This is a genomic window from Pseudomonas sp. GW821-FHT02B10 (assembly GCF_059421865.1).
Window position 1 is genome coordinate 57,264 of record NZ_JBWKVU010000020.1, and the last position, 26,690, is coordinate 83,953.

General features: G+C 63.5%; 23 protein-coding genes. 9 read left to right on the forward strand and 14 right to left on the reverse strand.

Features of this window, described 5'->3' with window-relative positions; all coding sequences use genetic code 11:
• The first annotated feature begins 5 nt into the window (after positions 1–5).
• Both AC07VU_RS29370 and AC07VU_RS29375 read left to right on the forward strand, forming a co-directional pair.
• Complete coding sequence (locus AC07VU_RS29370) at positions 6–1,859, forward strand: polyurethane esterase (protein WP_101338118.1); 1,854 nt, start codon at positions 6–8, stop codon at positions 1,857–1,859.
• Between the two features lie 311 nt (positions 1,860–2,170).
• Positions 2,171–2,563, forward strand: a complete 393-nt coding sequence (locus AC07VU_RS29375; protein WP_457276494.1) for a hypothetical protein — start codon at positions 2,171–2,173, stop codon at positions 2,561–2,563.
• A gap of 20 nt (positions 2,564–2,583) precedes the next feature.
• Here the strand turns inward: AC07VU_RS29375 and AC07VU_RS29380 are convergent, their stop codons facing one another.
• Positions 2,584–2,808: a YgdI/YgdR family lipoprotein gene (locus tag AC07VU_RS29380; protein ID WP_007922767.1), complete on the reverse strand. Its 225-nt coding sequence runs from the start codon at positions 2,806–2,808 to the stop codon at positions 2,584–2,586.
• Between the two features lie 216 nt (positions 2,809–3,024).
• Here AC07VU_RS29380 and AC07VU_RS29385 point away from each other — a divergent pair, with 216 nt between their 5' ends.
• Positions 3,025–4,677 (forward strand): VRR-NUC domain-containing protein, encoded by a 1,653-nt coding sequence (locus AC07VU_RS29385; protein ID WP_495030946.1) that lies wholly within the window; start codon positions 3,025–3,027, stop codon positions 4,675–4,677.
• A complete protein-coding gene (locus AC07VU_RS29390) occupies positions 4,674–6,962 on the forward strand; it encodes an ATP-dependent DNA helicase (protein ID WP_495030947.1) in 2,289 nt (762 codons plus the stop codon). The genes AC07VU_RS29385 and AC07VU_RS29390 overlap by 4 nt, the downstream gene beginning before the upstream one ends.
• Here AC07VU_RS29390 and AC07VU_RS29395 read toward each other — a convergent pair.
• Positions 6,947–8,155 (reverse strand): serine hydrolase domain-containing protein, encoded by a 1,209-nt coding sequence (locus AC07VU_RS29395; RefSeq protein ID WP_495030948.1) that lies wholly within the window; start codon positions 8,153–8,155, stop codon positions 6,947–6,949. The genes AC07VU_RS29390 and AC07VU_RS29395 overlap by 16 nt on opposite strands.
• A gap of 72 nt (positions 8,156–8,227) precedes the next feature.
• On the opposite strand from AC07VU_RS29395, the gene AC07VU_RS29400 reads away from it, so the two are divergent.
• Complete coding sequence (locus AC07VU_RS29400; protein WP_493184835.1) at positions 8,228–8,854, forward strand: TetR/AcrR family transcriptional regulator; 627 nt, start codon at positions 8,228–8,230, stop codon at positions 8,852–8,854.
• Between the two features lie 25 nt (positions 8,855–8,879).
• Here the strand turns inward: AC07VU_RS29400 and AC07VU_RS29405 are convergent, their stop codons facing one another.
• From AC07VU_RS29405 to AC07VU_RS29430, 6 genes are all read right to left on the reverse strand, one after another.
• The gene (locus AC07VU_RS29405; RefSeq protein WP_495030949.1) at positions 8,880–9,293 is read right to left on the reverse strand and encodes a TIGR03067 domain-containing protein; all 414 of its coding nucleotides are present in this window, start codon (positions 9,291–9,293) and stop codon (positions 8,880–8,882) included.
• 39 nt (positions 9,294–9,332) lie between these two features.
• Positions 9,333–9,980, reverse strand: coding sequence for a response regulator (locus tag AC07VU_RS29410; protein WP_009044059.1), 648 nt, complete (start codon positions 9,978–9,980; stop codon positions 9,333–9,335).
• A gap of 74 nt (positions 9,981–10,054) precedes the next feature.
• A complete protein-coding gene (locus AC07VU_RS29415) occupies positions 10,055–13,267 on the reverse strand; it encodes a hybrid sensor histidine kinase/response regulator (RefSeq protein ID WP_495030950.1) in 3,213 nt (1,070 codons plus the stop codon).
• Positions 13,268–13,379: 112 nt separating this feature from the next.
• Entirely contained in the window at positions 13,380–14,585 is a 1,206-nt protein-coding gene (gene pvrR, locus AC07VU_RS29420) for a response regulator cyclic di-GMP phosphodiesterase PvrR (RefSeq protein ID WP_495030951.1), read from the reverse strand.
• Complete coding sequence (locus tag AC07VU_RS29425; protein WP_274303261.1) at positions 14,557–17,379, reverse strand: response regulator; 2,823 nt, start codon at positions 17,377–17,379, stop codon at positions 14,557–14,559. Before AC07VU_RS29425 ends, pvrR begins: the two co-directional genes overlap by 29 nt.
• A 148-nt stretch (positions 17,380–17,527) precedes the next feature.
• Entirely contained in the window at positions 17,528–18,349 is an 822-nt protein-coding gene (locus AC07VU_RS29430; protein WP_495030952.1) for an aldo/keto reductase, read from the reverse strand.
• Positions 18,350–18,552: 203 nt separating this feature from the next.
• Between AC07VU_RS29430 and AC07VU_RS29435 the strand changes: the two genes are divergently transcribed.
• Both AC07VU_RS29435 and AC07VU_RS29440 read left to right on the forward strand, forming a co-directional pair.
• On the forward strand, positions 18,553–18,768 hold the full coding sequence (locus tag AC07VU_RS29435) for a TOBE domain-containing protein (protein ID WP_009044054.1): 216 nt from the start codon (positions 18,553–18,555) through the stop codon (positions 18,766–18,768).
• 382 nt (positions 18,769–19,150) lie between these two features.
• Entirely contained in the window at positions 19,151–19,660 is a 510-nt protein-coding gene (locus AC07VU_RS29440; protein ID WP_062825983.1) for a hypothetical protein, read from the forward strand.
• 59 nt (positions 19,661–19,719) lie between these two features.
• Here AC07VU_RS29440 and AC07VU_RS29445 read toward each other — a convergent pair whose 3' ends face one another.
• A complete protein-coding gene (locus tag AC07VU_RS29445; protein ID WP_495030953.1) occupies positions 19,720–20,670 on the reverse strand; it encodes an AraC family transcriptional regulator in 951 nt (316 codons plus the stop codon).
• A gap of 123 nt (positions 20,671–20,793) precedes the next feature.
• Here AC07VU_RS29445 and AC07VU_RS29450 point away from each other — a divergent pair, with 123 nt between their 5' ends.
• Positions 20,794–21,750 carry an SDR family NAD(P)-dependent oxidoreductase gene (locus AC07VU_RS29450; protein WP_495030954.1) on the forward strand — a complete coding sequence of 319 codons (957 nt, stop codon included), beginning with the start codon at positions 20,794–20,796 and terminating at the stop codon, positions 21,748–21,750.
• 49 nt (positions 21,751–21,799) lie between these two features.
• On the opposite strand, the gene AC07VU_RS29455 is transcribed toward AC07VU_RS29450, so the two are convergent.
• The 5 genes from AC07VU_RS29455 to AC07VU_RS29475 form a co-directional block, all read right to left on the reverse strand.
• A complete protein-coding gene (locus AC07VU_RS29455; protein ID WP_371858255.1) occupies positions 21,800–22,390 on the reverse strand; it encodes a helix-turn-helix domain-containing protein in 591 nt (196 codons plus the stop codon).
• A 53-nt stretch (positions 22,391–22,443) separates the two neighbouring features.
• The gene (locus AC07VU_RS29460) at positions 22,444–22,605 is read right to left on the reverse strand and encodes a hypothetical protein (protein ID WP_007929067.1); all 162 of its coding nucleotides are present in this window, start codon (positions 22,603–22,605) and stop codon (positions 22,444–22,446) included.
• A 132-nt stretch (positions 22,606–22,737) separates the two neighbouring features.
• On the reverse strand, positions 22,738–23,451 hold the full coding sequence (locus tag AC07VU_RS29465; RefSeq protein WP_457276486.1) for an ABC transporter ATP-binding protein: 714 nt from the start codon (positions 23,449–23,451) through the stop codon (positions 22,738–22,740).
• An 18-nt stretch (positions 23,452–23,469) separates the two neighbouring features.
• Positions 23,470–24,318, reverse strand: coding sequence for an ABC transporter permease (locus AC07VU_RS29470; RefSeq protein WP_495030955.1), 849 nt, complete (start codon positions 24,316–24,318; stop codon positions 23,470–23,472).
• A gap of 64 nt (positions 24,319–24,382) precedes the next feature.
• Positions 24,383–25,387: an aliphatic sulfonate ABC transporter substrate-binding protein gene (locus AC07VU_RS29475; protein ID WP_495030956.1), complete on the reverse strand. Its 1,005-nt coding sequence runs from the start codon at positions 25,385–25,387 to the stop codon at positions 24,383–24,385.
• 335 nt (positions 25,388–25,722) lie between these two features.
• On the opposite strand from AC07VU_RS29475, the gene AC07VU_RS29480 reads away from it, so the two are divergent.
• Positions 25,723–26,670, forward strand: a complete 948-nt coding sequence (locus AC07VU_RS29480) for an ABC transporter substrate-binding protein (protein ID WP_495030957.1) — start codon at positions 25,723–25,725, stop codon at positions 26,668–26,670.
• Positions 26,671–26,690: the final 20 nt, after the last annotated feature.

Consider the following 26,690-nt stretch of genomic DNA (forward strand, 5'->3'; position numbering starts at 1 on the left):
ATACCATGGGTGTGTATGACTACAAGAACCTCGGCACAGAAGATTCAAAGGCGCTGTTTTCCGATGCGCTGGCGATCACGCTGTATTCCTACCACAACCTCGACAACGGTTTTTCCGCCGGCTATCAGCAGTACGGTTTCGGCCTCGGCCTGCCGGCGACCCTGGTCACGGGGCTGATCGGCAGCAGCGACTCGCAAGGGGTGATTCCCGGGCTGCCCTGGAACCCCGACTCGGAGAAAGCTGCGCTGGAAGCGGTGCAAAAGGCCGGCTGGACGCCGATCGGCGCTGCCCAGCTGGGCTACGACGGCAAGACCGACTTCAGGGGCACCTACTACGGGGAAAAGGCCGGCTACACCACGGCCCAGGCCGAAGTCCTCGGCAAGTACGACGACCAGGGCCACCTGACTTCCATCGGCATTGCCTTTCGCGGCACCAGCGGGCCCCGTGAATCGGTGATCGGCGACTCCATCGGCGATGTGATCAACGACCTGCTGGCGGCGTTCGGGCCCAGGGACTACGCGAAAAACTACGCCGGCGAAGCCTTCGGCAAGCTGCTCGCCGATGTCGCGGCCTTCGCCCAGGCCAACGGCCTGACGGGCAAGGACATCCTGGTCAGCGGCCACAGCCTCGGCGGCCTGGCGGTCAATAGCCTGGCGGACCTGAGCGGCGATCACTGGTCGGGGTTCTACCAGGATGCCAGCTACGTCGCCTACGCCTCGCCGACCCAGAGCGCGGGGGACAAGGTGCTGAATATCGGCTACGAAAACGACCCGGTGTTCCGTGCCCTCGACGGCTCTTCGTTCAACCTGGCGTCCCTCGGCGTGCATGACACGGCGCAGGAGTCGGCGACCAACAACATCGTCAGTTTCAACGACCATTACGCCTCGGCGGCCTGGAACCTGCTGCCGTTCTCCATCCTGAATATCCCGACCTGGCTGTCGCACCTGCCCACAGGCTACGGCGACGGCATGACACGGATCCTCGAGTCGAAGTTCTACGACCTGACGAGCAAGGACTCGACCATCATCGTCGCCAACCTGTCGGACCCGGCACGGGCCACCACCTGGGTCCAGGACCTCAACCGCAATGCCGAAACCCACAAGGGCAGCACCTTTATCATCGGCACCGACAGCAACGACCTGATCCAGGGCGGCCAGGGCAACGACTACCTCGAAGGCCGCGCCGGCAACGATACCTTTCGCGATGCCGGCGGCTACAACATCCTGCTGGGCGGGCAGGGCCACAACACCCTGGACCTGCAGCAGTCGGTGAAGAACTTCAGTTTCGCCAACGACGGCGCCGGCACCCTGTATGTGCGCGATGCCAATGGCGGCATCAGCATCACCCGCGATATCGGCGCGATCACCAGCAAGGAGCCGGGGTTCCTCTGGGGCCTGTTCAAGGACGATGTGACCCACAGCGTCACCGACAAGGGCCTGCTGGCGGGGAGCAACCTGACCCAGTACGCCGCTTCGGTGAAGGGCGACGCCGCGGCCAATACCCTGACCGCCCACGCCGGCGGCGACTGGCTGTTCGGCCTGGACGGCGATGACCACCTGATCGGTGGCCAGGGCAACGATGTGCTGGTCGGCGGCGCGGGCAACGACCTGCTGCAGGCGGGCGGGGGCAGCAATACCTTGCTGTTCAGCGGCAACTTCGGCCAGGACCGAGTGCTGGGTTACCAGAGCAGCGACAAACTGGTGTTCCTTGGCGTCGCAGGCGTGGTTGCCAACGATGACTTCCGCGCCCACGCCAGCACCGTGGGCAACGATACCCTGCTGACCTTTGGCGGCGACTCGGTGACCCTGGTCGGTGTGAGCCTGGACAGCCTCAGCGGCGCGAGCATCACCATCGCCTGAAGCCTGACCGCGCGGGGTGGCGAGTTTTGCCTCGCGCGGTCACGGGTTTGCCTTTGCGTGTCCCTCGACCGCACTTTTTTCGCCAAAACCAAGGGTATTTGCCCAAAGGGTGACCCGCCAGCCTGGAAGTGACTCCAATACCTGCCCCTGTGACACAGCGCTCGATAAAACATCGGCCTGTCGCCAGGCGGGTGGATGCCGCGTGCGCGCTCCGGGCCCTTAAAGTCCGCGGGGGCTTGCGCGTTATCAAGGCAGGCAGCCGCTGCCGAGGCTCATTCAATGGCAACAGTGAACAGTAGGAGAAACACAAGGTGAGTGATAACCAGAGGTATGGCATCGGTCTGGCGCTGGTCCTGATGGCGGGCAGCGCAATGGCCGAGGACTTGCCTCAGCAGTCGATCCTCAAGCGCTACGGCGTGACCCCGGACCAGATACCGGCCGCCGCGCAGGCCACCGAAAAAGAAGTGCAGCCCGAACCGGGCAGCCGCTTTCATATCGACGCAGAGCGGCCTTGGGCGAGCGTGACCCTGGGGGAGGGTAAAAAGCCTGAAGCCACCGGCAATATCAGCATCGATAATGCGGCGGCCCGGGAGTTCGAGCGGTGTCAGCGGGTGCGTGGCGAACTGCAGAAGCGCGGGGAACAGCACTACATTTCCTGCGATAACAGCGTGCCGGGGCAGAACTCGGCACCTTGGTCGCCCTGAGGGCGACCGGGTTCGATCGGTCAGTCTTCTTGGCGGACGGTGGCGACATCGGCCGCCTTGATGCGGATTTTCTTGCCGGCGATGTCTTCGAATTCGTAGAACCCGTCGGCGGTCTTGGCGTTAGGCATGTCCTTGGTCAGGTATTGCGTGCCGTTCTGCAGTGTCACCACGGTTGGCGAGGCACAGCCGCCCAGTGCCAGGAAGGCTGCGACGGCCAACGGCAGGCCCAGGTATTTGACGTTCATAGACAAACCTCTCTTCATGAATCCCGTGAGTCCACCATGATTGGCGGCTCGCGACTATATGGCTATCCGCCCTTGGTGTGATTAACCGCAAGAAAGTTCTGCGGCTCCGTAAAAAAACCTGTAACGCCACTTATCCAATAGTGTTTGCCAGGGCAGGTCGGCAGCTGTTATCTGTATGCATAACCAGTATCCACCTCTTTGCGGCGCGCTTGTCCTGTGACTTCCAACCCTCTGGAAAACCCTCTTTATTACCTGCACAACTTTCAGCAGGTGCTGGCGTGGCTCAAGCTGCGCTACGCCGATGTGTTGTCACCCGAAGAGCGTAGCTTCATCGACGACTTCTCGGCGCTGGCCCAGCCATCCCAGGCCTTGCTGGTGCGCATGATCATGCGCAAAGGCTGCCATTTTCGCACGTCCCGGCTGGTCTATGAAGAAATCGGCGATACTCGCGCGGCCGTCGCGCCGCTGGTGCGCCTGGGCTGGGTCGACGAGCAGGCGCCGCTGACCCTGGAAGAACTGTTCAACCTGTTGCAGAAGGCGGAGATCCTCCAGGTTTTTCGCGCGGAAATCGAACAGCCGAAGGCCCGCAAATCCGACTGGCTGGCCGCCTTGGCGCCGTTGTTCGACGAGCCGCGGAGCCTGGGCCAGTGGTGCCCGGATCTGGAGGACGGGGTGTGCAGCCTGACGGTCATGGCGCTGTGCGACCGCCTGCGCCTGATGTTCTTCGGCAACCTGCACCAGGACTGGTCGGAGTTCGTGCTGGCCGATCTGGGTATCTTCACCTACGAAAAGGTCGAGTTTCGCGACGACGCCCGGGCGCTGCGCAGCCGCGCCGACGTCGAGGGTTTCCTGTACCTGGAGGACTGTCGGCAGCATTTTGAAAACGGCGCGGCGCTGGAGGAGGTGCTGGTGAGCATCCAGGCGTTCGCCAGCGACAATCCCTGGTTGCAGCGGCGCCGGGCCAAGCTGCTGTTCCTGCTGGGGCAGCATTGCGAGCGGCTAGCCGAATGGCCGCTGGCGGCCGCCATCTACCAGGCCTGCGCCGATCCCGGGGCGAGAGCGCGGCTGATCCGCGTCTTCGAGCGCAGTGGCGATTACCCGCAGGCGCTGGCCCTGGCCGAGGCGGCGGCACTGGCTCCGCACAACGCGGCCGAGCAGCAGCAACTGCTGCGGCTGCTGCCCAGGTTGCGGCGCAAGCTGGGCGGCCCGGCCACGCCGCGCGGCGGCACCCAGCCGACACTGCGCCTGGACCTCAGCCTGCCGCGGGTCGATCCGGCGTTGTCGGTGGAATTCCATGTGCAGGCCCATCTCCACGAGGAGCAGGCGCCGGTGCATTACGTGGAGAACAGCCTGATCAATTCGCTGTTCGGGCTGCTCTGCTGGCCGGCGATCTTCGCGCCGTTGCCCGGGGCGTTCTTCCACCCGTTCCAGCGCGGCCCGGCCGACCTGTTGAGCGAGGACTTCCACAGCCGTCGCGCCGAGCTGTTCCAGGCCTGCCTGGCGGAGCTGGATGACGGGCGTTATGCGCAGACCATCCGCCAGCGCTACCTCGACAAGTGGGGCGTGCAGTCGCCTTTCGTGTTCTGGGGCGCCCTCGACGAAGAATTGCTGGAGCAGGCACTGGCCTGCCTGCCGGCCGAGCACCTCAAGCACTGGTTCGAGCGCCTGCTGCAGGACATCAAGGCCAACCGCGCCGGCATGCCGGACCTGATCCAGTTCTGGCCGCAGCAGAAAACCTACCGCATGATCGAGGTCAAGGGCCCTGGCGACCGCCTGCAGGACAACCAGTTGCGCTGGCTGGAGTTCTGCCGACAGCATCAGATGCCGGTGGCGGTCTGCTACGTGCAATGGGCGGAGCAGGACGGGTGAATTACCGTATCGCGGTACGGGCGCTGTGTGAGTTCACCGCCAAGGTCGGTGACCTCGACCTGCGCTTCACCCCGTCGCCCACCGCGCTGGAAGGCATCCAGGGCCATCGCACGGTGGCGGCGCGGCGCAGCGCGAACTATCGGAGCGAGGTGCCCCTCGAAGGCAGCTTCGGCGCGTTGACGGTCAAGGGCAGGGCGGACGGCTACGACCCGGACGCCAACCTGCTGGAAGAGGTCAAGACCTACCGCGGCGACCTGGAGCGCATGCCGGCCAACCATCGCCAGCTGCATTGGGCCCAGGCGAAGATCTATGGCTGGCTGCTGTGCCAGCAGTTGCAGTTGAGCAGCATCCGTCTGGCCTTGGTGTATTTCGACATCCTCAGCGAGCGCGAGACGTCGCTGGTGGAAGAGCACGAGGCCGAGGCCCTGGAGCAGTTCTTCAACCGGCAATGCAGCCTGTTCCTGCAGTGGGCCGAGCAGGAACTGGCCCACAGGCACGCCCGCGACCAGGCCATGGCGGCGCTGGGTTTCCCCCATCCCGACTTCCGCCCCGGGCAGCGCGCGCTGGCCGAGTCGGTGTACAAGGCGGTGAGCACCGGGCGCTGCCTGATGGCCCAGGCGCCGACCGGGATCGGCAAGACCCTGGGCACGGTGTTTCCCATGCTCAAGGCGATGCCGGGGCAGCAGCTGGACAAGCTGTTCTTCCTCACCGCCAAGACCCCGGGACGCAAACTGGCGCTGGATGCCGCCGAGGTGCTGTTCGAGCGTAGCCCCGGGCTGCCGTTGCGGGTGCTGGAACTGGTGGCCCGGGACAAGGCCTGCGAGCACCCGGAACTGGCCTGTCATGGCGAGTCCTGCCCGCTGGCCAAGGGTTTCTACGACCGTCTGCCGGCGGCGCGGCAGGCGGCGAGCCAGCGGTCCTTGCTGGACCAGCAGGCGCTGCGCGAGATCGCCCTGGCGCATGGGCTGTGCCCGTATTACCTGAGCCAGGAAATGGCCCGCTGGAGCGATCTGCTGGTGGCGGACTACAACTACTACTTCGATTTCAGCGCCTTGCTGTTCGGCCTGGCGCAGGCCAACCAATGGAAGGTCGCCGCGCTGGTGGACGAAGCGCATAACCTGGTGGAGCGCGGGCGCTCGATGTACAGCGCCAGCCTCGACCAGTACCAGTTGCACAGTGTGCGCCAGTCCGCCCCGGAGCCGCTGAAGAAGCCGCTGCAACGGCTCAACCGGGAATGGAATGCCCTGCACAAGGAACAGCTGCGGCCGTACCAGGCCTATGACCAGGCGCCGGCCCCGTTGCTCAAGGCGCTGTCGCTGTGTATTTCGGCGATCGGCGATTACCTGGGCGACCACCCGCAAGGGCTGGACAGCCGGTTGCAGGGCTTCTATTTCGATGCCCTGCAATTCGCCCGGGTGGCCGAACTGTTCGACGAGCAGTTCCTGTTCGATATCAGCAAGCGCGAACTCAACGCCCGGCGCAGCCTTTCCGAGCTGTGCCTGCGCAACGTGGTGCCGGCGGGCTTCCTGGCGCCGCGGCTGAGCGCTGCGCGCAGTACGGTGCTGTTCTCGGCGACCCTCAACCCCTGGCATTACTACCGCGACCTGCTGGGGCTGCCGGAGACCACTGTATGGGTGGACGTGGAGTCGCCGTTCAGTGCCGCGCAACTGGACGTGCACATCGTCAGCCGGATCTCCACCCGTTTCGCCCATCGCCAGGCGTCGCTGGCGCCCATCGTCGAGCTGATCGCCAGCCAGTTCCGCCAGCGCCCCGGCAACTACCTGGCGTTCTTCAGCAGCTTCGATTACTTGCAGCAGGTGGCCGGCCTGCTGGCCGAACAGCACCCGGATATCCCTCTGTGGCAACAGTCGCGCGGGATGGATGAAGGGCAACGCCAGGGGTTTCTCGAGCGCTTCGACGCCGATGGCCAGGGGGTGGGTTTCGCCGTGCTGGGCGGGGCGTTCGGCGAGGGCATTGACCTGCCGGGTTCGCGGCTGATCGGCGCCTTTATCGCCACCCTCGGCCTGGCCCAGCTGAACCCGGTGAATGAGCAGATGAAACAGCGCATGGCGGCGATTTTCGGCGCCGGTTACGACTACACCTACCTGTACCCCGGCCTGCAGAAGGTGGTGCAGGCCGCGGGCCGGGTGATTCGCAGCCAGCAGGACCGTGGCGTGGTGATGCTGATCGACGACCGGTTTGCCGAGCCCCGGGTCCGGCAATTGCTGCCGGGCTGGTGGGCGCTTGACGCTCCGGGCGGCGAGGCGCTTCAGGGCGCCGGGTAGGCGGCGTCGCGGATCTCCCGGGTGAAAGCTCCCGACATGCCCTCGAAGGCGGTGTTGGTCAGCGCCACCACGGTCAGCCTGGCCTGCGGGTCGACAAACCAGCTGTGGCCGTAGGCGCCGCCCCATTGCAGGGTGCCCCGGGATTGTGGGGTACCGGCCAGGGCCGGATCGTCCAGCACCGCCCAGCCGTAGCCGAAGCCCCAGCCCGGCCCCTGGGTCTGCGCCTGGGCGCCGACCTGGTCGGTCATCATCGCCTGAACGCTGCGGGCGGAAAGCAGCGGGCCGCCACCCTGGCGCAAGGTGTCGAGAAAACGCGCCACGTCCATGGCGGTACCGGCCATGCCGGCGCCACCGGAAGGGTAGGCGCGCGGGTCGAAGATCCGCTTGAGGGAGAACAGCGTGGTGCTTTCGCCGACCCTGATCGCCGCCTCGTCCTGCATCCGGCTCGGCCGCGGACGGTCATCGCGGTACACCGCGCCGAGGCGGGCAGGGTCCTTGACCGAGAACGCGGTGTCGTTCATGTGCAAAGGTTGGGTGACCAGTTCCTCGGTCAGGGCCGGCAGGCTTTTGCCGCTGGCCTTTTCCAGCACGGCGCCGAGCACGTCGATGGCCATGGAATAGCGCCACTGTGTGCCCGGCGGATAACTCAAGGGCACGCTGGCAATGCGTTTGAGGTTGTCTTCCAGGCTCATGCCCGGCTCGGCCAGGCCATCCGACACCCCGGCCGTGCGATACGCCCCATGCTCGGCCTCGAGAAAGCCATAGCTCAGGCCGGCGGTGTGGGTGAGCAATTGCTTGAGGGTGATCGGCGGGTGGGTGCCATCGGCCAGCCCTGGGCGGAAATCCGCCAGCCATTGGCTGACCGTATCGTCCAGGGACAGCGTGCCCTGTTCCACCAGGCGCATGGCGACCACGGACACCATGGGCTTGGTGATAGAGGCCAGGCGCAGGATGGTGTCGCCGGTCATGGGCCGGGCCGCCTCCCGATCGGCGAAACCGGCGGCGCGCTGGTACACCACCTGGCCGTCGCGCATCACCACCACCACGGTGCCGACGATCCGCTGTTCGCCGATGGCGCGTTCGATGGCCGTGTCCATGCGCCTGCCGAGTTCCTCGTCCGGCGTGGCGGCGCTGGCCAGCGAAGCGCCGAGGGTGGCTGCCAGGGCGAGCAGGCCTTTATGGGGTAGATCCATGGGGAGAGCCTCTATAATCACAATGTCCGCTATGATTAACCGGCATTCGTTCTAATTTCAATAGTGATCACTATGATAAATAATCCTGCTGCCGTGGTGCGCCGTCGTGGACGGCCGATTGCCTTTGATCGCGACCAGGTCCTGGGCCTTGCGGCAGAGGTGTTCTGGCGCCTGGGCTATGAAGGCGCCTCGATGCCGGAGTTGTCGGCGGCCATGGGCATCACCGTGCAAAGCCTGTATGCCGCGTTCAGGTCCAAGGCCGAGCTTTACCAGCAGGCGCTGGCGCATTACCAGCGCAGTACTGGCGCCTTTGCCGAGCGGGCACTGCGCGAGGAGGCGGATGTGGTGGACGGTTTCCTCCGCCTGCTGTGCGAGGCGGCCCATGAATACAGCCTGCCCGGGCGGCCGCGGGGCTGCATGATTTCCACCGCGACCCTGACCTGCGCGGTGGAAAACGATGCGCTGCGGGAGTTCGTCAGTGCCCTGAGGGCCAACACCCTCAAGGCCTTTGAAGCGCATATCGAGCAGGGCATCGCCAACGGGCAACTGCGCGCCGATACCCAGGCAGCGGCGCTGGCCCGGTATATCGGGGCGATCATTCAAGGCATGTCGGTACAGGCCCAGGATGGTGCGGATTGCGCAGCGTTGCTGGCCATCGGCGAGTTGGCGGGGCAGGAAATACAGCGGGCCAGGGCCTGACGGCATGCCGGCCAACGAGCGAACCTCAGCGGCTGCCGAGGCCTGTTCCATCCTGTGAGACGCGGATGAACCGGCGCAGGGTTTCACCTGGCCCGGTGCGGAACTCGGTGGGCCTGGGGCGGCCCTCATCCGCGGCGATGAAGACGAAGTCATCGCCGTCCAGTCGATAGCTGGCAGGCAAGTGCTTGCCGGTGTCGGCGCCCATGGAGTCGACCCAGGTAATGGATTTCGGCGTGGTCCGGGTATCGAGGGTGAAACTGCCCGCGAGCAACAGCTCGCCTTCGAGTGTCACGACGCGGAACCCTTGCCCCTGGATCAGGGTAAGAGCTCCTGGGGCGCCATGTTCGTCAGGCGGGTTGCTGACCCCGTTGTCCTCGTACTCCACCTGTTCCCAGGCACCTTGAAGCTGTTGCAGGTCGAACTGGTCGCCGCGGGTCATCGTCGTTCGGGCCTTCTGTCTTCGCAGGATAAGAGGGGGTCAGTTGAAAATGTTGCGACCGATGCAGTACGTCAGCAGGTCCTGGTCGCTCTCGACTTCCAGCTTGCGCATGGCGGAGATTTTCTGCGCGCTGATGGTCTTCGAGCTGCGGTTCTGGCTGCGGGCAATGTCACTGACGCTCTTGCCGGAAACGAACAGCCGCAGGATTTCAAACTCCTTGGGCGAGAGCATGGAGATCCGGTCGTCGATGCTGGCGTTGGACTCGATGACCGAGCTCGGCGCAGGTTCGATACTCTGATAGGAACCTCTTTCGACAATGGTCTTGAGCGCCACCTGGATTTCATTGTGCAGCTGGCTTTTCTGGATCACTCCGACCACCCCCAGCTCATGCAGGCGCGTGAGGATCAACTGGTTGGAGATCATGGTCAGGATCAGGATCTGCAGGCGCGGGAAGTGGCGCTTGAGGTACTCGACCAGCTTGAGGCCGTCGCCGTAGGGAGAGTCCCCGGGCATGTTGTAGTCGGTAATGACGATATCGACCGGCTGTTGTTCGAGGATCTCGATCAAGCCCTGTGAGCTGATGGCCTCACCGACTATTTCAAAGTTGCTTTCCCGTTCCATCAACTCGCGAACGCCGAGCAGAACAATCGGATGATCGTCGGCGATGACTACTTTAAATTTTTCCATGACTAGCCACTCGTAATACGCCGGTTGGTAAGGAGAAAGAGTAAAGGATTGCGCTCATCAAATCTTGTCGCGTCTCATTCAAGTGCATTAAGGATATCCGTCAAGCTTTGTATCAGGCTTTTCACCTCAAGGGTCACGGAAGAGGTGATCGCGCTTTGCAGTATCCGGGATTCCAGTTCGGCGCAGTTTTTCGCCAGCCCGCTCAACTGCACGGCACCCAGCGCCCCGGCGGCGCTGTGCAGCCGTTCGGCGAGCCGCTTGGGATCCTGGGCGTCGAGGGCGTCGGTCACGCTCTGGACATCCTGGCGCATGGTGGTAATGAACAGCTCACGCATTTTCGGGGACAGCTCGATCATTGTGTCGCCGGTCGCGGGGGAAGGCGTTGCATCGATCATCGGTTGCGGTTCCTGGGCAGGCGCATTCGCGCAGAGATTCGACAGGTAGTGGTGCAGAGTCTGCAAGCTCAAGGGTTTGACCAGCCAGGCATTCATGCCGACAGCCATGCAGCGGGCGCCTTCTTCGCGCATGGCATTGGCCGTGACCCCGACGATTGGAGTCTCCCGGTCACGCTCACGCAGGGCGCGGGTCAGTTCATAGCCGTTGAGCAGCGGCATGTTCACATCGGTCAGCACCAGGTCGAACACCTGCGGCTGCCAGAGCTGCAAGGCTTCTTCGCCATTGGAGGCGGCTGTCACCGTGCAGCCCAGGGCTTCGAGCTGTTCCTTGATGATCGCCTGATTGATCGCGTTGTCCTCGGCCACCAGGATATGCAGGCCGAGCCTGTTGCTCAGGTCGCATTCGGGAGCGGCGGGCGCGATGGTTTTCCCGTGCAGGGTCAGGGACACGGCCCTGGTGATGGCCCGCACATCATGGGCATCCACGGTGCAACCTCGCGGTGGCGGTGCCGGGTGTTCGCCGGCGACGCACAGGACCCGTGGTCCGGTCCAGGCCGGCAGGTTGTCGGAGGGCAGGACATCGACCAGCAGGTTGGCCTGGCGCGACTCTTCGACAAAGGCTGGCAATGGCTTGGCGACCACGCCGAGGCGATTCAGCCAGTCACTGGTGCTCTGCGCCAGCTCCACGGCGGGAGCCCGTACATACACCGCCTGGGTGCTCGGCAGGATGTCCGCGCAACCTTCCAGCGCGCCGGGCATGACCTTCAGCCCCAGCCGGAGCGAGAAGCTGCTGCCCAGGCCGGGCTCGCTGACCACGCGTATCTGGCCGCTCATCATTTCCGTCAACCAGCGGCATATCGCCAGGCCGAGTCCGGCTCCGGCCTCGCTGGAGGCGTCGCGTACCTGGTAGAAGGTGTCGAACAGGCGTTCCTGTTGCGCCGGTGAAATGCCGATGCCGGAGTCGGTGACCTGCCACTCCAGGCTGGCCTGGCCATCCACGCAGTGCAGGAGCTTGACGCGCAATACCACGCGCCCGGTGTCGGTGAACTTGATGGCGTTGCTGAGCAGGTTGCTGAGGATCTGCCGGATCCGTACCGGGTCGCCCAGCAACTGGTCGGGCAACGCCGCATCGATACAGGCGTACAGCAGCAGGCCTTTGTTTTCGGCGAAGACGCTGTAGGCGTGCAGCGTGTCCTCGATCATCTGCAGCGGGCAGAACGCCTGGGACTCGATCGCCATCTGCCCGGATTCGATCTTGGAAATGTCCAGGACATCGCTGATCAATTGGAACAGGGTGCTGGACGAGCGCTGGATGGTTTGCAGGTGTTCGCGCTGGCGGGCATCCAGGCGCGTCAGCCCGAGCAGTTCCAGGGTGCCCAGTACGCCATAGAGCGGGGTGCGTATTTCGTGGCTCATGGTGGCGAGGAACAGCGTCTTGGCTTCGCTCGCCGCATCGGCGGAGCGTCGCGCCTGCTCCAGCATGGCCGCGCCCTCGATGTGGCTGGTCACGTCGTGGAAGGCACAGAGCAAGGCGTCCTCGCCCTGGTAACGGGTGGGTACGAACCCTACCTGCAGGTGAGTACCGTCGATGTCCAGCCGGGTTTCACCGGCGACGCACAGGTCCTGCCGGCTCTCCAGGGACATCCGCAGTTTTGTGCTGCCTTGCCACTGCTGGGCTTTGCGGTTTTCCAGCAGGACCTTGAAGTCCGAGCGACGCACCACGCACAGGCCGGTGGGCGCGCAATCGATCACAGCCCGGCTGAAGGCCTCGCTCTCGGCGGTGCGTTGGTAAGCCTCGTAGACCGGTTTGACGATACGTGACTGATACCGGCGACTGACCAGCCAGCCACAGCCAATGCCGCCGATCAGCAGGGCCAGCAAGACCGGCAAGGGCCACAGGGTGTAGTTGAAGTAGCTCTTGAAACCGATGGTATAGAGAGCGGTCCAGGGCTCGGCGGAATGGCTCGAGACTTTGAAGACCATGCCGTCGCTGGTGATGTTCAGCCCGTCATGCAGCACGACGCCCGGTTGCAGCGAACCGCTGAGCACCTTTCCGGAGGGGGCGACCAGGGCGACATGGTCATAGGTCGACCACGGCATGAGTCGCTTGATGTCATTGACCAGATCCATGCTGAACAGCGACGCGACGCCGATCTGCTTGCCGCTGTCCTGGACTCGTGACCATTGCGGCCCGAGATGGGTGCTGACATAGGCCAGCAGCCGGACGGGGGCCTCGTTGGCCTGATGGGGGACGAGGGGCTCCCAATCGACCGCGCCATCGGCCCGTGCCGAATCTTTCGCCAGCAGATGCTTGAGCGTTTGCAGGACGAGGGTCTTGTTGGGGGTGTCGTTTTTCCAGAGCGGGTCGCGTGAATGCCCGGCGGCCGGAATGCCGATATTGAAGTTGCCTTCGGCATCGAACAGGAAAAACGGCGGTGACTGGTAATGGGAAGTGGACCAGAAGGCGCTGTAATAGTCGGTCAGGTGCTCTCCCAGGTCCGCCAGCCTGGCCAAGGTGTCAGGCTCGACGCTCTGGTGATTGACAGAGAGGCTGAAGGGCGTGGAAAAGGCAAACTCCTGGCCCAGGTAGTTGTGCGGCCCCTCTTCGGGCAAGGCGCTTTTCAGGTATGAAACCGAGTCGTTGGCGTGAAGGGGGATCTTGCTACTTTGTACGGCCACGCCCCGGAGGAAGTCTTCATGTTCGCGGATGTCTTCCATCATCCGCGCAAAATGCGCTTTGAACCTGCCGTGTTGTTCTTCGAGCAGTTTGTGCGACGACCAGTAACTGATGGCGATCAACAACAGGGTCAAGCCGAGGAAAATCAACAATCCCTTGTTCAGGCGAGTCGAGTATCGTTTCAGATTCTCGATGAGCGTGTCCTGGTGGTTCATCACTGGTATCCAAAAAAGCATGAAAAAGTCGAAGCCTTGAGGATTTTACCTTTAAACAACGACTTGTCAGTGATGTGGGGCATGTAATCCTGAAGGGGCGGATGTCCTCGGGTCAATAACTGGCGGCTGGACCGTCGTTCACCAGCAACTGTTGAAACTGTTCGGAGGGGACTGCGCGAGAGATCAGGAAACCCTGCACCTGGCTACAGTCGATCTTGCGCAGCAGCGCCAGCTCCTCGGCGCTTTCCACGCCTTCGGCCACCACGGTCAGGCCCAGCTGGCGACCCAGGGCAATGATGCTGGTCAGGGCCTTGGTCAGTTCTTCGCTGGCGTGGCATCCCTGGACCAGGGCGCGATCGATCTTCAGTTCGGTGAACGGGGTGGAAACCAGGTTCATGTACGAGCTGTAGCCCTTGCCGAAGTCGTCCTGGGACAGGCCGAAGCCCTTGATGCGCAAGCGGCAGGCACCGGCATAGAAGTTACTGATGTCCTGGGGCACCGAACACTCCATGAGTTCGAAACAGATCTGCCCCGGTACTCCCTGATGTTCCATGACAAAGTCGAACAGGCGGTCCGCCAGGTCGTGGCTGTTGAGCAGATGGGTCGGCAGATTGATCGACACCGGAATGTCGTAGTCCTGCTGGCGCCAGCGTGCCTGGGCCTGGATCGCCTGGCGCAGGACCAGCCACAGCAGGTCCTCCTCGAGGTCGAAGGACTTGAGGGCGGGCAGGAAGGTGTCGGGGAGCAGCATGCCCTGTGTCGGATGCATCCAGCGGACCAGGGCTTCGGCGGCGACGATACGGCCGTTGAACAGTGATTTCTTGGGCTGGAACCAGGCTTCGAACTGCTCTTGCTCGATGGCCTGGACCAGCGCCGCCCGACTGAGCATGGAGGCGGGCAAGGGGCGCGGCGAGCTCGGCTGCGAAATGCTCAATTGAGTGGTCAGGGTCTGCAAGGCGGCAAGGTTCACCGGTTTCGAGATCAGGCCGATGACTTTCACCCCGAGGTTCTTGGCAACCAGGCTGGCACTCATCAGCATGCGCCGCGAAGCCGAGCTCATGATCGCCAGCGCCGGCTTGGAGTGCAGGGCCGCCAGTCCCTGGATGAACTGCACGCCATCCATTCCCGGCATCAACAGGTCGGTGAGCACCAGGTCGAACTTGCGCCATTTCAAACGTTCCAGCGCCTCTTCGCCATCCCGGGCGCCTTCCAGGTAGTAGGGGCCCAACTCACCGAACAGATGTTGCAGGTACATGTGCTGGAAGGGATGGTCTTCAACGATCAATATGCTACAGGGCTTCATTCTTCGCTCTTTCATAGGGCGCTAGGTAATTGAACAGGGCGCGTAATGCAAAAGGTTTGACCAGGCAATGGTTCATTCCGGCCGCCAGACATTGCTCTTCTTCTCCACGCATCGCGTTGGCCGTGGCACCGATGATCGGGACCGTACAGCCACGGCGTCGCAACTCCTTGGCCAGTTCATAGCCATTCATCATGGGCATGTTGACGTCGGTGAGGACCAGATCGAACCGCTCGGGGTCCCACATCGACAGGGCTTCCTCGCCGTTTGATGCCAGCTCCACGCTGCAGCCCAGCTCTTCCAGCTGATCCCTGAGGATCAGTTGGTTGATGACGTTGTCTTCGGCCACCAGCACGTTCAGGTTCAGTTGCTTCAACGTCCAGTGTTCGTTGTGATTCTCGGCCTTGGCCACCCACAGCCCCTGGGCCTGGCTGACCGCCTGATGAATGGAACGCAGGTGGTTCAGGTTCACATGCCAGCACCCGGCACGAACCTGCGGTTCGTTGTTGCCTGCCCCGGTGGCGAGGATCAGCGGACCGGGCCAGTCGGGCTGCAGGCGTTGTTCCAGTTCGCCGGGGTGAACCTCGACCAGCAGGCAATCGCTGGTCGGCGCGATCTTCGAGGGATGGCAGAGTTGCACCCGAGCACCCCATTGGCGCAGCCAGCCGCCGATGGATTCCGCCAGCTCGCGGACGCTGGACATCACATAGATGGTTTCCGGCAGCAGTTGCGTGGCGGGCAGGGTGACCGGCCCATCGATCGCCGCTTCCAGGGGCAGGGTGAGGGAGAAGCTGCTGCCCAGCCCCAGTTCGCTGACCATGCGCAGGCTGCCGTTCATCAATTGCGTGAGGCGCTGACAGATGGGCAGGCCCAGGCCGGTGCCCGCCACCACGTTGGCGTTGCCGCCGGTTTGATAGAAGGGTTCGAAGATCAACGGCTGATGATCCTGGGCAATGCCTTTGCCGGTGTCGGAGACCTGCCACAGGATGCTGGAGCGCTCGCCGTCGCGGCTCAGCAGGCTGACCCGCAGCACGATGCGCCCCAGGTCGGTGAACTTCACCGCGTTGTTGAGCAGGTTGCTGAGGATCTGCCGGATCCGGGTGACGTCGCCGATCAGTCGCTCGGGGATTTGCGGGTCCACGCAGGAATACAGCAGCAGGCCCTTGTTCGACGCCGCCGCGGAATAGCCCTGGATCAGCTCGTGGACCAGGTCCAGTGGCGAGAACTCATTGAGCTCCAGGGCCAGTTGCCCGGCCTCGATCTTGGACACGTCCAGCACATCGCAGATCAACTGCAACAGGGTCGAGGAAGAACACTCGATGGCGCGCAGGTAATCGCGCTGCTGGGTATCCAGTTGGGTGCGCGCGAGCAGCTCCAGGGTGCCCAGCACGCCATACAGCGGGGTGCGAATTTCATGGCTCATGGTGGCGAGGAACAGGGTCTTGGCTTCGTTGGCGGCATCGGCCATCTGCCGCGCTTCTTCCAGCGCGGCTTCCACCTGCTTGCGCGCGCTGATGTCGCTGAAGGCGCAGAACAACACGTCCTCGCCCTTGTAGCGGGTGGGCGCGGAGCTCAGGTAAAGATGGCGCCCGTCGGTGGTCTCGAAGTAGTCGAAGCGGTTCGGTTCGTGGCTCTTGAAGGCTTGCTGGATCCAGCCGGCGCAGAGTATTTCCCGTTCGACGCCATCGCCCAGCCACTGCTGCGCCAGGGTGTTCTCCAGGACCACCTGGCCATCGGTGCGCCGCAGCACGCACAAGGCCACGGGCGCGGTCTGGATCACGTCGCGGCTGAACAGCTCGCTCTCGACCAGCGCCTGGATACGGCTCAGCGCAGGGGTGATGAAACGGTGCTCGATGCGGCGGGTCAGCAGGCAGATCAGGCTGATGCTGAACAGGCAGAACGCCAGGGTGCCGGCCAGCTGCGGCCAGAGCGCGATCAGCAGGGACTGCAGGCTGAAGGAGTAGACCAGTTGCCAGTCGGAGGTCATCAGTTGCTTGCGGATCACCAGGTGATCGGGCCACCAGCCACTGCCGACAAAACCGAAGAAGTTGCTGCCTTGCAGTTGCTGCAGGGCCTGCCCCAGGCGCCCGGCCGGGGTGTTGGTGAACAGCAGCGCGCCTTCGGAGTTGAACATCATGAACTCGCCGGCGCTCTGGTCGCTGAGGGCCTTGAGCACTTCCCGCCCATCCATTTCCAGGCCCAGCCAGCCGGAGTCATCGGTGCGCTCGTCGAGCCGGGTGAAAATGTACAGCTGCGAAGTCTGCGTGGACGGGTCGGTCAGCCACAGCTCGTTGGTGTCCGGATGCTCCCCATGGTTCAGGACCTCAAGCTTCGAGAGGATGGTCCTGGGCAGGTTGGGGGAGGTCGGGTTGCTGCTGTAGAGGCGCATGACCCGGGCCTCGGGGCCAGGGCTTACATAGAGCAGGTTGACCTGCTTGGCCTTGAAGTATTCGCGCATGCGCTGGCTCAGCCAGATGCTCCACGGATCATCGATGTCGCCCAGTTGCAGGTGCAGTTCTTCGCTGGAAGGCGGATACCCCTGGACCTGCCTGGATCGGCGTACCGCGGACAGGCTGAGGCTTTCCAGCAAGGCCTCGCGGCTGGTGAAGAAGGTCTGGGCTTCGGCGATGGCGCTGCTCATGTAGCCGCGGCGCCGGGAAATGTCGTTGCTGAGGGTGGAATTGAGGAAGTTGTAGACGGCGCCGAGGATGCCGACCAAAAGAATGAGTGCGAAAAGACGCAGCAACCTGCTGGCGGCTTCAGGACTGGAAAATAGGGGACTGATCTGATGAAGGTAGGTCTTTAATCTCATTGACCCACTCTAAATAAACCCTCATTAATCCGGGATAGGACGATCCTTAAAGTCGCGGTATTTCGCCGCTTCCAGCCTGGTCCACGACGAAAAAAACCTGGCACGGGCACCAGGTTTTTTCAGTGGGGCATGCCTCGCGACAGCCGGCTCAGACCACTGCCAGTCGCTGCTTGTGCAGTGGCGCGGGAAAGGCCTGGTCGATGGCCGCCAGGTCTTCGTCGTGCAAGCGCAAGCCGGCCGCCTCGGCATTCAGCCGGACATGCTCGGGGTGTACCGCCTTGGGAATGGCGATCACGCCGTCCTGGCGCAGGACCCAGGCCAGCGAGACCTGGGCCGTGGTCACGCCATGGCGGTCGGCGACCTGCTGCAGCGTAGGGTGGCGCAGCAGCTTGCCGGCCTGGGCGATAGGGCAGTAAGCCATGAGCGGCAAGCGCTGTTGTCGCGCGGCGGGCAGCAGGTCGAATTCGATGCCGCGTTCCTCGATGTTGTACAGCACCTGGTTGGTGGCGCAGGCCGGGCTCGCCAGTTCCTCGAGGTCATCGAGGTCGAAATTGGAAACGCCCCAGCGGCCGATCTTGCCGTCTTCGCGCAGGCGCTCGAAGGCTTCCACGGTTTCCTCGAGCGGGTACTGCCCACGCCAGTGCAGCAGGTACAGGTCGATGTAGTCGGTAACCAGGCGCCGCAGGCTGCGCTCGCAGGCTTGGGGAATGCCTTTGCGGCTGGCGTTGTGCGGGTACACCTTGCTGACCAGGAATACCCGGTCGCGCTGGCCGGTGATGGCGGCGCCAACCACTTCCTCCGCGCCGCCCTCGGCGTACATCTCGGCGGTGTCGATCAGGCTCATGCCCCGTTCGATACCGGCCTGCAGCGCGGCAATCTCGGCGTTGCGCTGGTGGCGCTCCTCGCCCATGCGCCAGGTACCCTGGCCAATCACCGGGACGGGCACGCCCGCCAGCTCGAGTGTTCGCATGACAATCTCCTGAAAGGGTTAGGGATCCAGAGAAGCAAAGGCGCGGTGCTCGGTCAAGGTAACGAAGGGGACGGGAGAAATTTTATATTCACTTAAGGAATAAAATAACTACTATTTATTCCTTTTAATATGAAAAGACACAGGGCACCTTAGAGGCCTGCACGGCGATGCGCCAGTGCCCACCCCAGACAGGAAGGCCCATCATGACCATCAAGGCAATCAATGTTCGCAACCAGTTCAAGGGCATCATCAAGGAGATCCATGAAGGCCAGGTGGTCTCGGAGATCGATGTGCAGACCGCCTCGGGCATCGTCACCTCGGTGATCACCACGCGTTCGGTGCGCGACCTGGAGTTGAAGGTCGGCAGCGAGGTCATCGCCTTCGTCAAATCCACTGAAGTGTCGATCGCCAAGCTCTGAGACTCGCGATCCCGACCCCCGCGTCATGCCCCGCACCACGCTTGCGATCCTCGCCGAACCCTGCCACAGGGCTCCGGCGAGGCTGGCAAGCCGCCTTTTCCCGAGAAAAGTCGGGCCTCTTTAGAATGATTATTTCTTTGGGTTATGGGATGCGCTTATTCGCGCATATCCATCGCAGCGGAAAACACGCTGTTGTCCTGCTCCCATCCGCCATGAAATCCATCCGGCTGCTGAAGCGGAAAATCCCGCGCGAGCGGCTGCGCTGAAGCTGTCCCGGCAGCCGCGATTGCTGTTCGATCGGCATCTTGTGCGGCGTTCGCCACTCCCTAGAATCCGCCCCATCAGCTTCGTCCAACTATCGAATCGCTTAGGGAGTTTCACCATGATGAATGCCATGCAGATGCAAATGCCGATGAACGCCAATATGCCGATGATGCCGATGATGGGCATGCCGATGATGATGGCGACCATGAGCTGCGAAATGATGGACGACGGCATGCTGTGCAAGATGATGCCGGCCGCGGGCATGGACATGGCCATGTTCAAGAACAGCGCGCAAATGATGCAGATGATGATGAACTGCGGCATGCCGATGATGATGCACTGCGCCAACATGAGCATGATGTGCATGTCCCAGGCGAGCATGGCCATGCCGATGATGGGCGCCATGATGCCAATGCCGATGATGGGCATGCCGATGCCGTCGATGAAGTGCGTGATGGAGTGCACAGTCGAGGCCGACTGCATGATGTGCAAGATCATGCCAATGGCCGGCATGAACATGGACATGATGAAAAGCTGCTGCGCCCTGATGATGAAGATGATGAACGACTGCGGCATGCCGATGATGATGAGCTGCAACGGCATGCCGATGATGTGCTGCACCTGCTGATTCCTCGCAACGGCACAGAAAAAGCCCGGCCGGGACGATCCCGCCGGGTTTTTTTTATTTCAGGCACCCACTCGAACTTCGGATTCCCCCTGGGGTTGGGCGACGGCCCTTGCTCGTTCCCGGTACTCCCGTGGCGAGCATTTGATGATGCGCTTGAAGGCATTGCTGAACGCGCTGTCGGACTCGTAGCCCAGGGCCTGGGCGATCGAGGAAATCGTCAGGTGGGTGTTGCGCAAGGACCGGGTCGCCAGTTGCATGCGCCAACGCAACACGTATTCCAGGGGCGAAAATCCGGCGGCCTGTTTGAAACGCAGCGCCAGTGTCGAGCGCGAGACACCGGCCACTTGGGCCAGGGCCTCGACCGTCCAGCGTTGGGCAGGGCTGGAGTGAATGGCCTGGACGGCGGCACCGATACGCGGTTCGGACAGCGCCGAGAGCCAACCCGGTGTATTGCCTCCTTCCTGCTCCAGGTAAATGCGCAGTACCTGCACCAGCATGATGTGGCCCAAGTGCTGGACCATCAGGGCGCCGCCCGGGGATGGGGTGGAGAGTTCGTGCGCCAGCCGCTGCAAGGCCCAGCGCAATACGGATGCCTGGTCCGACTCGCTCTTGATCACCGCGACCGGTGGCAGGCTGTCGAACAGAAGCTCGGCTTCGTCGCCAAAGGCGAAACGCCCGCCGACCAGAAAGCAATCTTCATCACTGCCGCAGTGCGCCACGCCGTTAACGGCGTGAGGATAGATCGCCTCGGCAGCGATCGCTGGCAGCGAAAGATCGCTGCCAATCAAGAGGGGGCGCCCACGGGATAGCAGGAAACAGTCGCCTGCTTGCAGCCATATCGGCTCTGCTTCTCCTTCCACGGCCAGCCAGCAAGCCCCTCGCACAAGCACGTTGAACTTGACGCCTTCCGGCGCCGGGAAGCGCACGGCCCAGTCGCCGCCGGCTTTCAAACCACCGAAAAAGGAATGCTGGCTACTGAGCTGGGTGAGGACTTCTGATAGGGGATCCATGTGTCAAACCGGACGCTCTCGATAGAAAGTAGGACGCCATTGCATTCACGCTCCAGCTTCGGGCTCGCAGAATGAAAGCGCTTCAAATTGGCAGCTTGGTTTCCATTCGTAAAGGACATTGCAATGACCCATAGACAGACGCCTGTTCATTCCGGTTTCAGCGCAGCTTCGACGGCATCCGAGGTACTCGAAGGCCTCGATCTTTCCCGAACCACGGCTCTGGTAACGGGAGGGCATTCCGGCCTGGGCCTGGAAACCACTCGGGCGCTGGCCAGCGCCGGGGCACGGGTCATAGTGGCGGCCCGCGATCGCCAGGCGGCCCAGGCCCGGGTTGCCGGTCTCGCCAATGTCGAGGTGCATGGGCTGGACCTGGCCGACCTGGCGAGCATCAAGCGTTTCTCGGAGGTGTTTCTGGCGAGCGGCACGCACCTGGACATATTGATGGGCAACGCCGGCATCATGGCTTGCCCTGAAACCCGAGTGGGCCCCGGTTGGGAGGCGCAGTTCGCGACCAATCACCTAGGCCACCATGCGCTGGTCAACCGGCTCTGGCCGGCGTTGCAAGGCGGCGCCAGGGTGGTGATGGTGTCCTCCGCGGGCCATCACTCATCCGCCATTCGCTGGGACGACCCGCAGTTCGATCGGGGCTACGACAAGTGGCTTGCCTACGGCCAGTCGAAAACCGCCAACGCGCTGTTCGCCGTGCACCTGGACCGGTTGGGGCGCGAGCAGGGCGTGCGGGTGTTCTCCCTGCACCCCGGCATGATCGCCACACCTCTGCAGCGTTACCTGCCCAAGGAAGAAATGGTCGCCCTGGGGTGGATAGACGCCGAGGGCAATCCGGCGAACCCGGCCTTCAAGAACCCTCGGCAAGGCGCCGCTACCCAGGTCTGGGCTGCGACATCGCCGAAGCTGGATGGCCTGGGTGGGTTGTATTGCGAAGACTGCGAGGTGGCCAGGCTCGACGAGAGCGAGCCGGCGTCGTTCGTTGGCGTAAGGCCCCATGCAGTCGATCCGGAACAGGCCGAACGTCTTTGGCGCCTGTCGGCCGAACTGACCCGGGTGGATGCCTTCTCATGAGCCGTGGTGTGTTTTTCGCGGTAGAGATTTGCGTGGCGCAACTCCACCTTCAGTCCAGGCGTTCCGGGTAGGTCACCACCAGGTAGGCCACCGCTTCGCTGTCAGCGGGGTTGCGGTAGCGGTGCGGCTGGTCGGCGTAGAACAGGATCGAGTCGCCGGTGGAGAGCAGGTAGCGCTCTTGGTTGACGCTGATTTCCAGTACGCCCTGGGAGACCACCAGGTTTTCCTGGACCCCCGGTCCGTGTCCTTCGGACTGGTCTTCGCCGAGCGGGCTCAGGCGCAGTTCGTAGAATTCCGACTGGCGCGCCACGTCGAAGGGGAACAGGGCACGGCTGACAAAGGCGCCGTTGGCGCTGACCAGGCGTTTGCTCCGGCTCGACGGCAGCACCGCCACGCCTTCGAAGGCGCGGTGTTCGAGAAAGGCCGCGACCGACACCTTCAGGCCCTTGGCGATCTTGCACAGCACCTTGATCGACGGCACGCTGCGCCCGGACTCGATCTGCGCCAGCATCGCCCGGCTGACCCCGCACTGGCGGGCCAGGGCATCCAGGGACAGGTGACGCTTGCTGCGCAGGCGTTGCAGGTTCTGCGCGACCCGTTCGCTGATGGGGTCTTCTTCCTGAGTTTCCAGGTGGGTCAAATCAAGGCCGGGTTCGTCGGCGCTCGCCAGAAAGCGCGAGGGTTCCTGGACGCTCACGCGTGGTAGGTCCTGGTCGGCCGGGCCGCCTGAACCCACTGGAACGCCTGGTAACCGGCATTGCGCGCGTACATCTCCCACATGGCCCGGGCCAGTTGCTGGGCCTGCTTGCGTTTGCGGAACTGGGCGAAGTCGATAACGTTGTCAGTCGGTTTCATAAGGCACTTCACTGTCGTGACCAATGGGCGGGATGAGCTGAGAGTACGTGGTTATTTTTATAACCATAAATACTGATTATTTATTTATTAATTCCTTTGTGTTCTTAAGTGCCGGGCCGTGGCAAAGCCCGCTCAAATCACATGGGCCTTGTGCAATTCGGTCAGGGCCAACGCCTTGAGGCGGGCCAGCAGCGGGTCGCGGCGGTCCCGCGGGTGGCTCAGTTGCACCGCCAGTTCCTGGCGAATACGGCTGGGGCGGTTGTCCATCACCAGCACCCGGTCGCTCAGGTACAGCGCCTCGTCGACATCGTGGGTCACCAGCAGCAGGGCGATGGCGTGACGCTCGGCCAGTTGCAGCAGCAGGTCCTGCAGTTTCATCCGGGTAAAGGCGTCCACCGCGCTGAAGGGCTCGTCGAGCAACAGCACCTGTGGCCGCGCGTACAGGCCGCGGGCGATCGCCACCCGCTGCGCCATGCCGCCGGACAGCGCCTTGGGCAGGGCCTGGGCAAAACCCGCAAGGCCGACTTCCTCGATCAGTTGCGCGACCCAGGCGCGGTCGTAATGCTCGTCGTCGCCAAAGCCGATGTTCTGTTCCACCGTCAGCCAGGGCATCAGCCGCGGTTCCTGGAAGACAAAGGCCAGGCGCTCGGTGTGGCTGCGCAGTTGCCCCTGAAAGTCCTTCTCCAGGCCGGCGACGATGCGCAGCAGGGTGCTTTTGCCGCAGCCGCTGGGGCCCAGCAGGCTCACGGTTTCCCGCGGTTGCAATTGCAGGTGGATATCGTCGAGGACGGTGGTGGCGGCGAAGGTCTTGCGCTCCACGTGGATGTCCAGCAGGGCTTGGGTCATGGCTCGATCCTTTGTGTTTCAGTCATTGCCGCCTTGGCCATTGAAGGTGTCGCGCCAGGCCAGGAAGCGTTTTTCCAGGCCGGCGAGGAGGCCGTCGCTGAGCTTGCCCAGCACGGCGAGGACGATGATCGCCGCCAGCACGATGTCCGGCCGCGAGGTTTCCCGGCCGTCGCTGAGCAGATAACCCAGGCCCTTGGTGGCGGCGATCAGTTCGGCGGCCACCAGGAACATCCAGGCCAGGCTCATGCCGCTGCGCAAGCCAGTGAACAGGCCGGGCAGGGCGGCCGGCAGGAGAATCCGCCGCACCAGCCGGCGTCGGCCGAAACCGTACATGTGGCCGACCTCCACCAGCTTGCGGTCGATATCGCGAATTGCCGCCACGCCATTGAGGTACACGGGGAAGAAGGCGCCGATGGCGATCAGCACCACCTTGGAGGTTTCGTCGATGCCCAGCCACAGCAGGAGCAACGGCACCCAGGCCAGGCTGGGGATCGAACGCAGGCCGGCGAAGGTCGGCTCCAGGTGGGCTTCGGCCTCCCGGCTCAGGCCGACCCAGGCGGCGAAGACCAGCGCCAGGCCGGCGCCGATGGCAAAGCCCAGCAGCACCCGCAGCAGGCTGGCGCCGATGTGTTTCCACAGCGCGCCTTCGGCCAGGTCGCCGAGGGTCAGGGCGATCTCGCTGGGGGCCGGCATCTGGTACGACGGCAGCCAGCCGATGCGCACCACGAACTCCAGCAGCAGGATGATCACTACCGGCAGGGCCAGGCCCTTGAGGCGCAGGCGCCAGCGGGCGGGGTTGAAGCGTGGGAGCTTGCCCGGCGCGGACAGGGCCAGGCGGGTCGAGAGGTTGTTGCTGTCGCTGCTCATGGCGATTCTCCGGCAACGCCGAATCCGCGGCAGGCGCGGGCTCGGTCGTCGCTTGGGTGGTGGGTTATTGACGGGCCACGGCCTGCTTGACGCCGGTGTCGAGCAGTTGGTCGATCACCTGGTCCACGTTCACCCCGCGGCGTACCAGTTCCTCGGACACCAGGATCGGCGCAGCGGCCTTGGAGGCCAGCACATCCTCGGCGCTCAACCGCGGGTTGCCGAGGTCGGTGCGCGACAGTTGCAGCCGGGCCACTTCCAGCGGCAGGCCGGATTCGTCGGCCAGCAACCTGGCCAGCTCGTCCGGGTGCTTGACCGACCATTCGCGGGCCTGCTCATAGGCGGCGAGCACGCTGGCGATGGTCTGCGGATGCTCCTTGGCGTATTGCTCGGTGACGCTGAGCACGCCGTAGCTGTTGAAAGCAGTGTTGCGGTACAGCAGGCGCGACCCGGCCTGTACTTCGCTGGCGGCCATGTGCGGATCGAGGCCGGCCCAGGCGTCGACGTCGCCTTTCTCCAGGGCGGTGCGACCGTCCGGGTGCTGCAGGTGCACCAGTTCCACATCGTCTTTTTTCAGCCCGGCCTGTTGCAGGCTGCGCAGGGTGAACAGATAGGGATCGGTGCCCTTGGTGGCGGCGATCTTCTTGCCCTTGAGGTCGGCGACGGTCTGGGACGGCGAATCCTTGCGCACCACCAGGGCGGTCCATTCGGCGCGGCTGTAGACATACACCGACTTGATCGGGCTGCCGTTGGCCCGGCTCAGCACCGCCGCCAGGCTGGCGGACGAGGCGAAGTCGACGCCACCGCTGTTGAGGTATTCCAGGGAGCGGTTGCTGCCCTGGCTGAGGACCCAACTGACCTTGGTCTGGGGCAGGGCCTTTTCGAGAAAGCCGAAGTGCTTGAGCACCAGGCTGACCGGCGAGTAATAGGCGTAGTCCAAGTGCACTTCGGCCGGCGGGCTTTCCGCGGCCTGGGCCAGGGGTTGCAGGCTCGAACTCAGGAACAGTGCAAGGGCGCAGGCGCTGAGCAGGTATCTGGCGCGGGCCAGGGGGAAGCGCAAGACGGGTTTCATGGATGGCTCCGGACAAGGCGGCGAGAGGGCAATGTTGTTATTTCCGCTGCTTATTTCAAAAGTCGCGGAAGGCAGGAACAAATCCTGTCGGAAAGGAATATTGCAGGCTCTGTGCCATAGCCGGGGAAGGGCGGTTTCGAGGCGTTGCCAACAGGAAAAAGCCTCTGGCGATGTTGCCTGGCCGACAGTCTGTTGCCGCGCTGTTTCTCCGCCAACAGCCCCGGTTGCGGATGCCAGAGCGGCTATGAGCTTATGCATTAACAGAATTTCAAAATCGGATTCTAAGAGCGTTATATTCTATAAAATCCGCTTTTCCAATCATCCAGGAATGTCCCATGACGCTCTCCCGACGCTTGCGCCGTCTGCTCTTCAGCACCCTGTTCGCGGCGCCCCTGGCCCAGTCCGCCGAGCCGCTGGTGCTGCAGGTCGGCGACCAGAACTACTACAACGTGCGAGCCTCGGTGGAGGCCTCGGGAGTGCTCGAAGGCGCGCCCTACAAGGTCGACTGGAAACACTTCCAGGCCGCCGCGCCCCTGGCCGAGGCGCTGAACACCGGCGCCCTGGACCTGGGCTTTCTCGGCGATTCGGGCTTTCTGTTCCTCGCCGCGAAACAGGCGCCGGTGAAGTTGATCGGCGTCTCGCGGCAGAACCCGGACACCATCGCCTTGCTGGTGCCCAAGGATTCGCCGGTGCAGACCATCGCCGACCTCAAGGGCAAGAAAGTCGCCTACTGGCCCGGTGCCTGGAGCCAGCAACTGACCCTGCGCGCCCTGGAGCATGCCGGCCTGCCGGAGGACCATGTCGAGTTCATCAAGCTGATGCCGATCGACGCCGCCGCGGCCTTGCCCCAGGGCAGCATCGACGCCTTCCCGGTGTGGGAACCCTATATTTCGCAGCAGATCCTGTTCTCCGGCGCGCGGCCGATCCTCACCGCGAAGAACCTGATGCCCGGCCTCAGCGCCATCGCCGCCTCGACCCCGGCCATCGACAGCAAGCGCGCCGCCATCGCCGACTTCCTCGGCCGCCTGAAGCTGGCCCGCGCCTGGGTCGACAGCCACACCGACCAGTACGCCGACCTGTGGGCGAAAAAGGCCAACCTCGACCCGAACGTCTCGCGCCATTGGCTGCGCCAGGCGCACATGAGCGTCGGTCCGGTGGACCCGCAGGCCGCCGCCGACCTGCAAAGCACCGCGGACTTCCTGTTCAAGGTCAAGGCGCTGCCGGCGCCCTTGGCCACCGCGACTGTTGTCGACACTTCCTTTACCCAGGCCCTGAGCCAGTGACGCCTTGCCGGGGCCAGGTC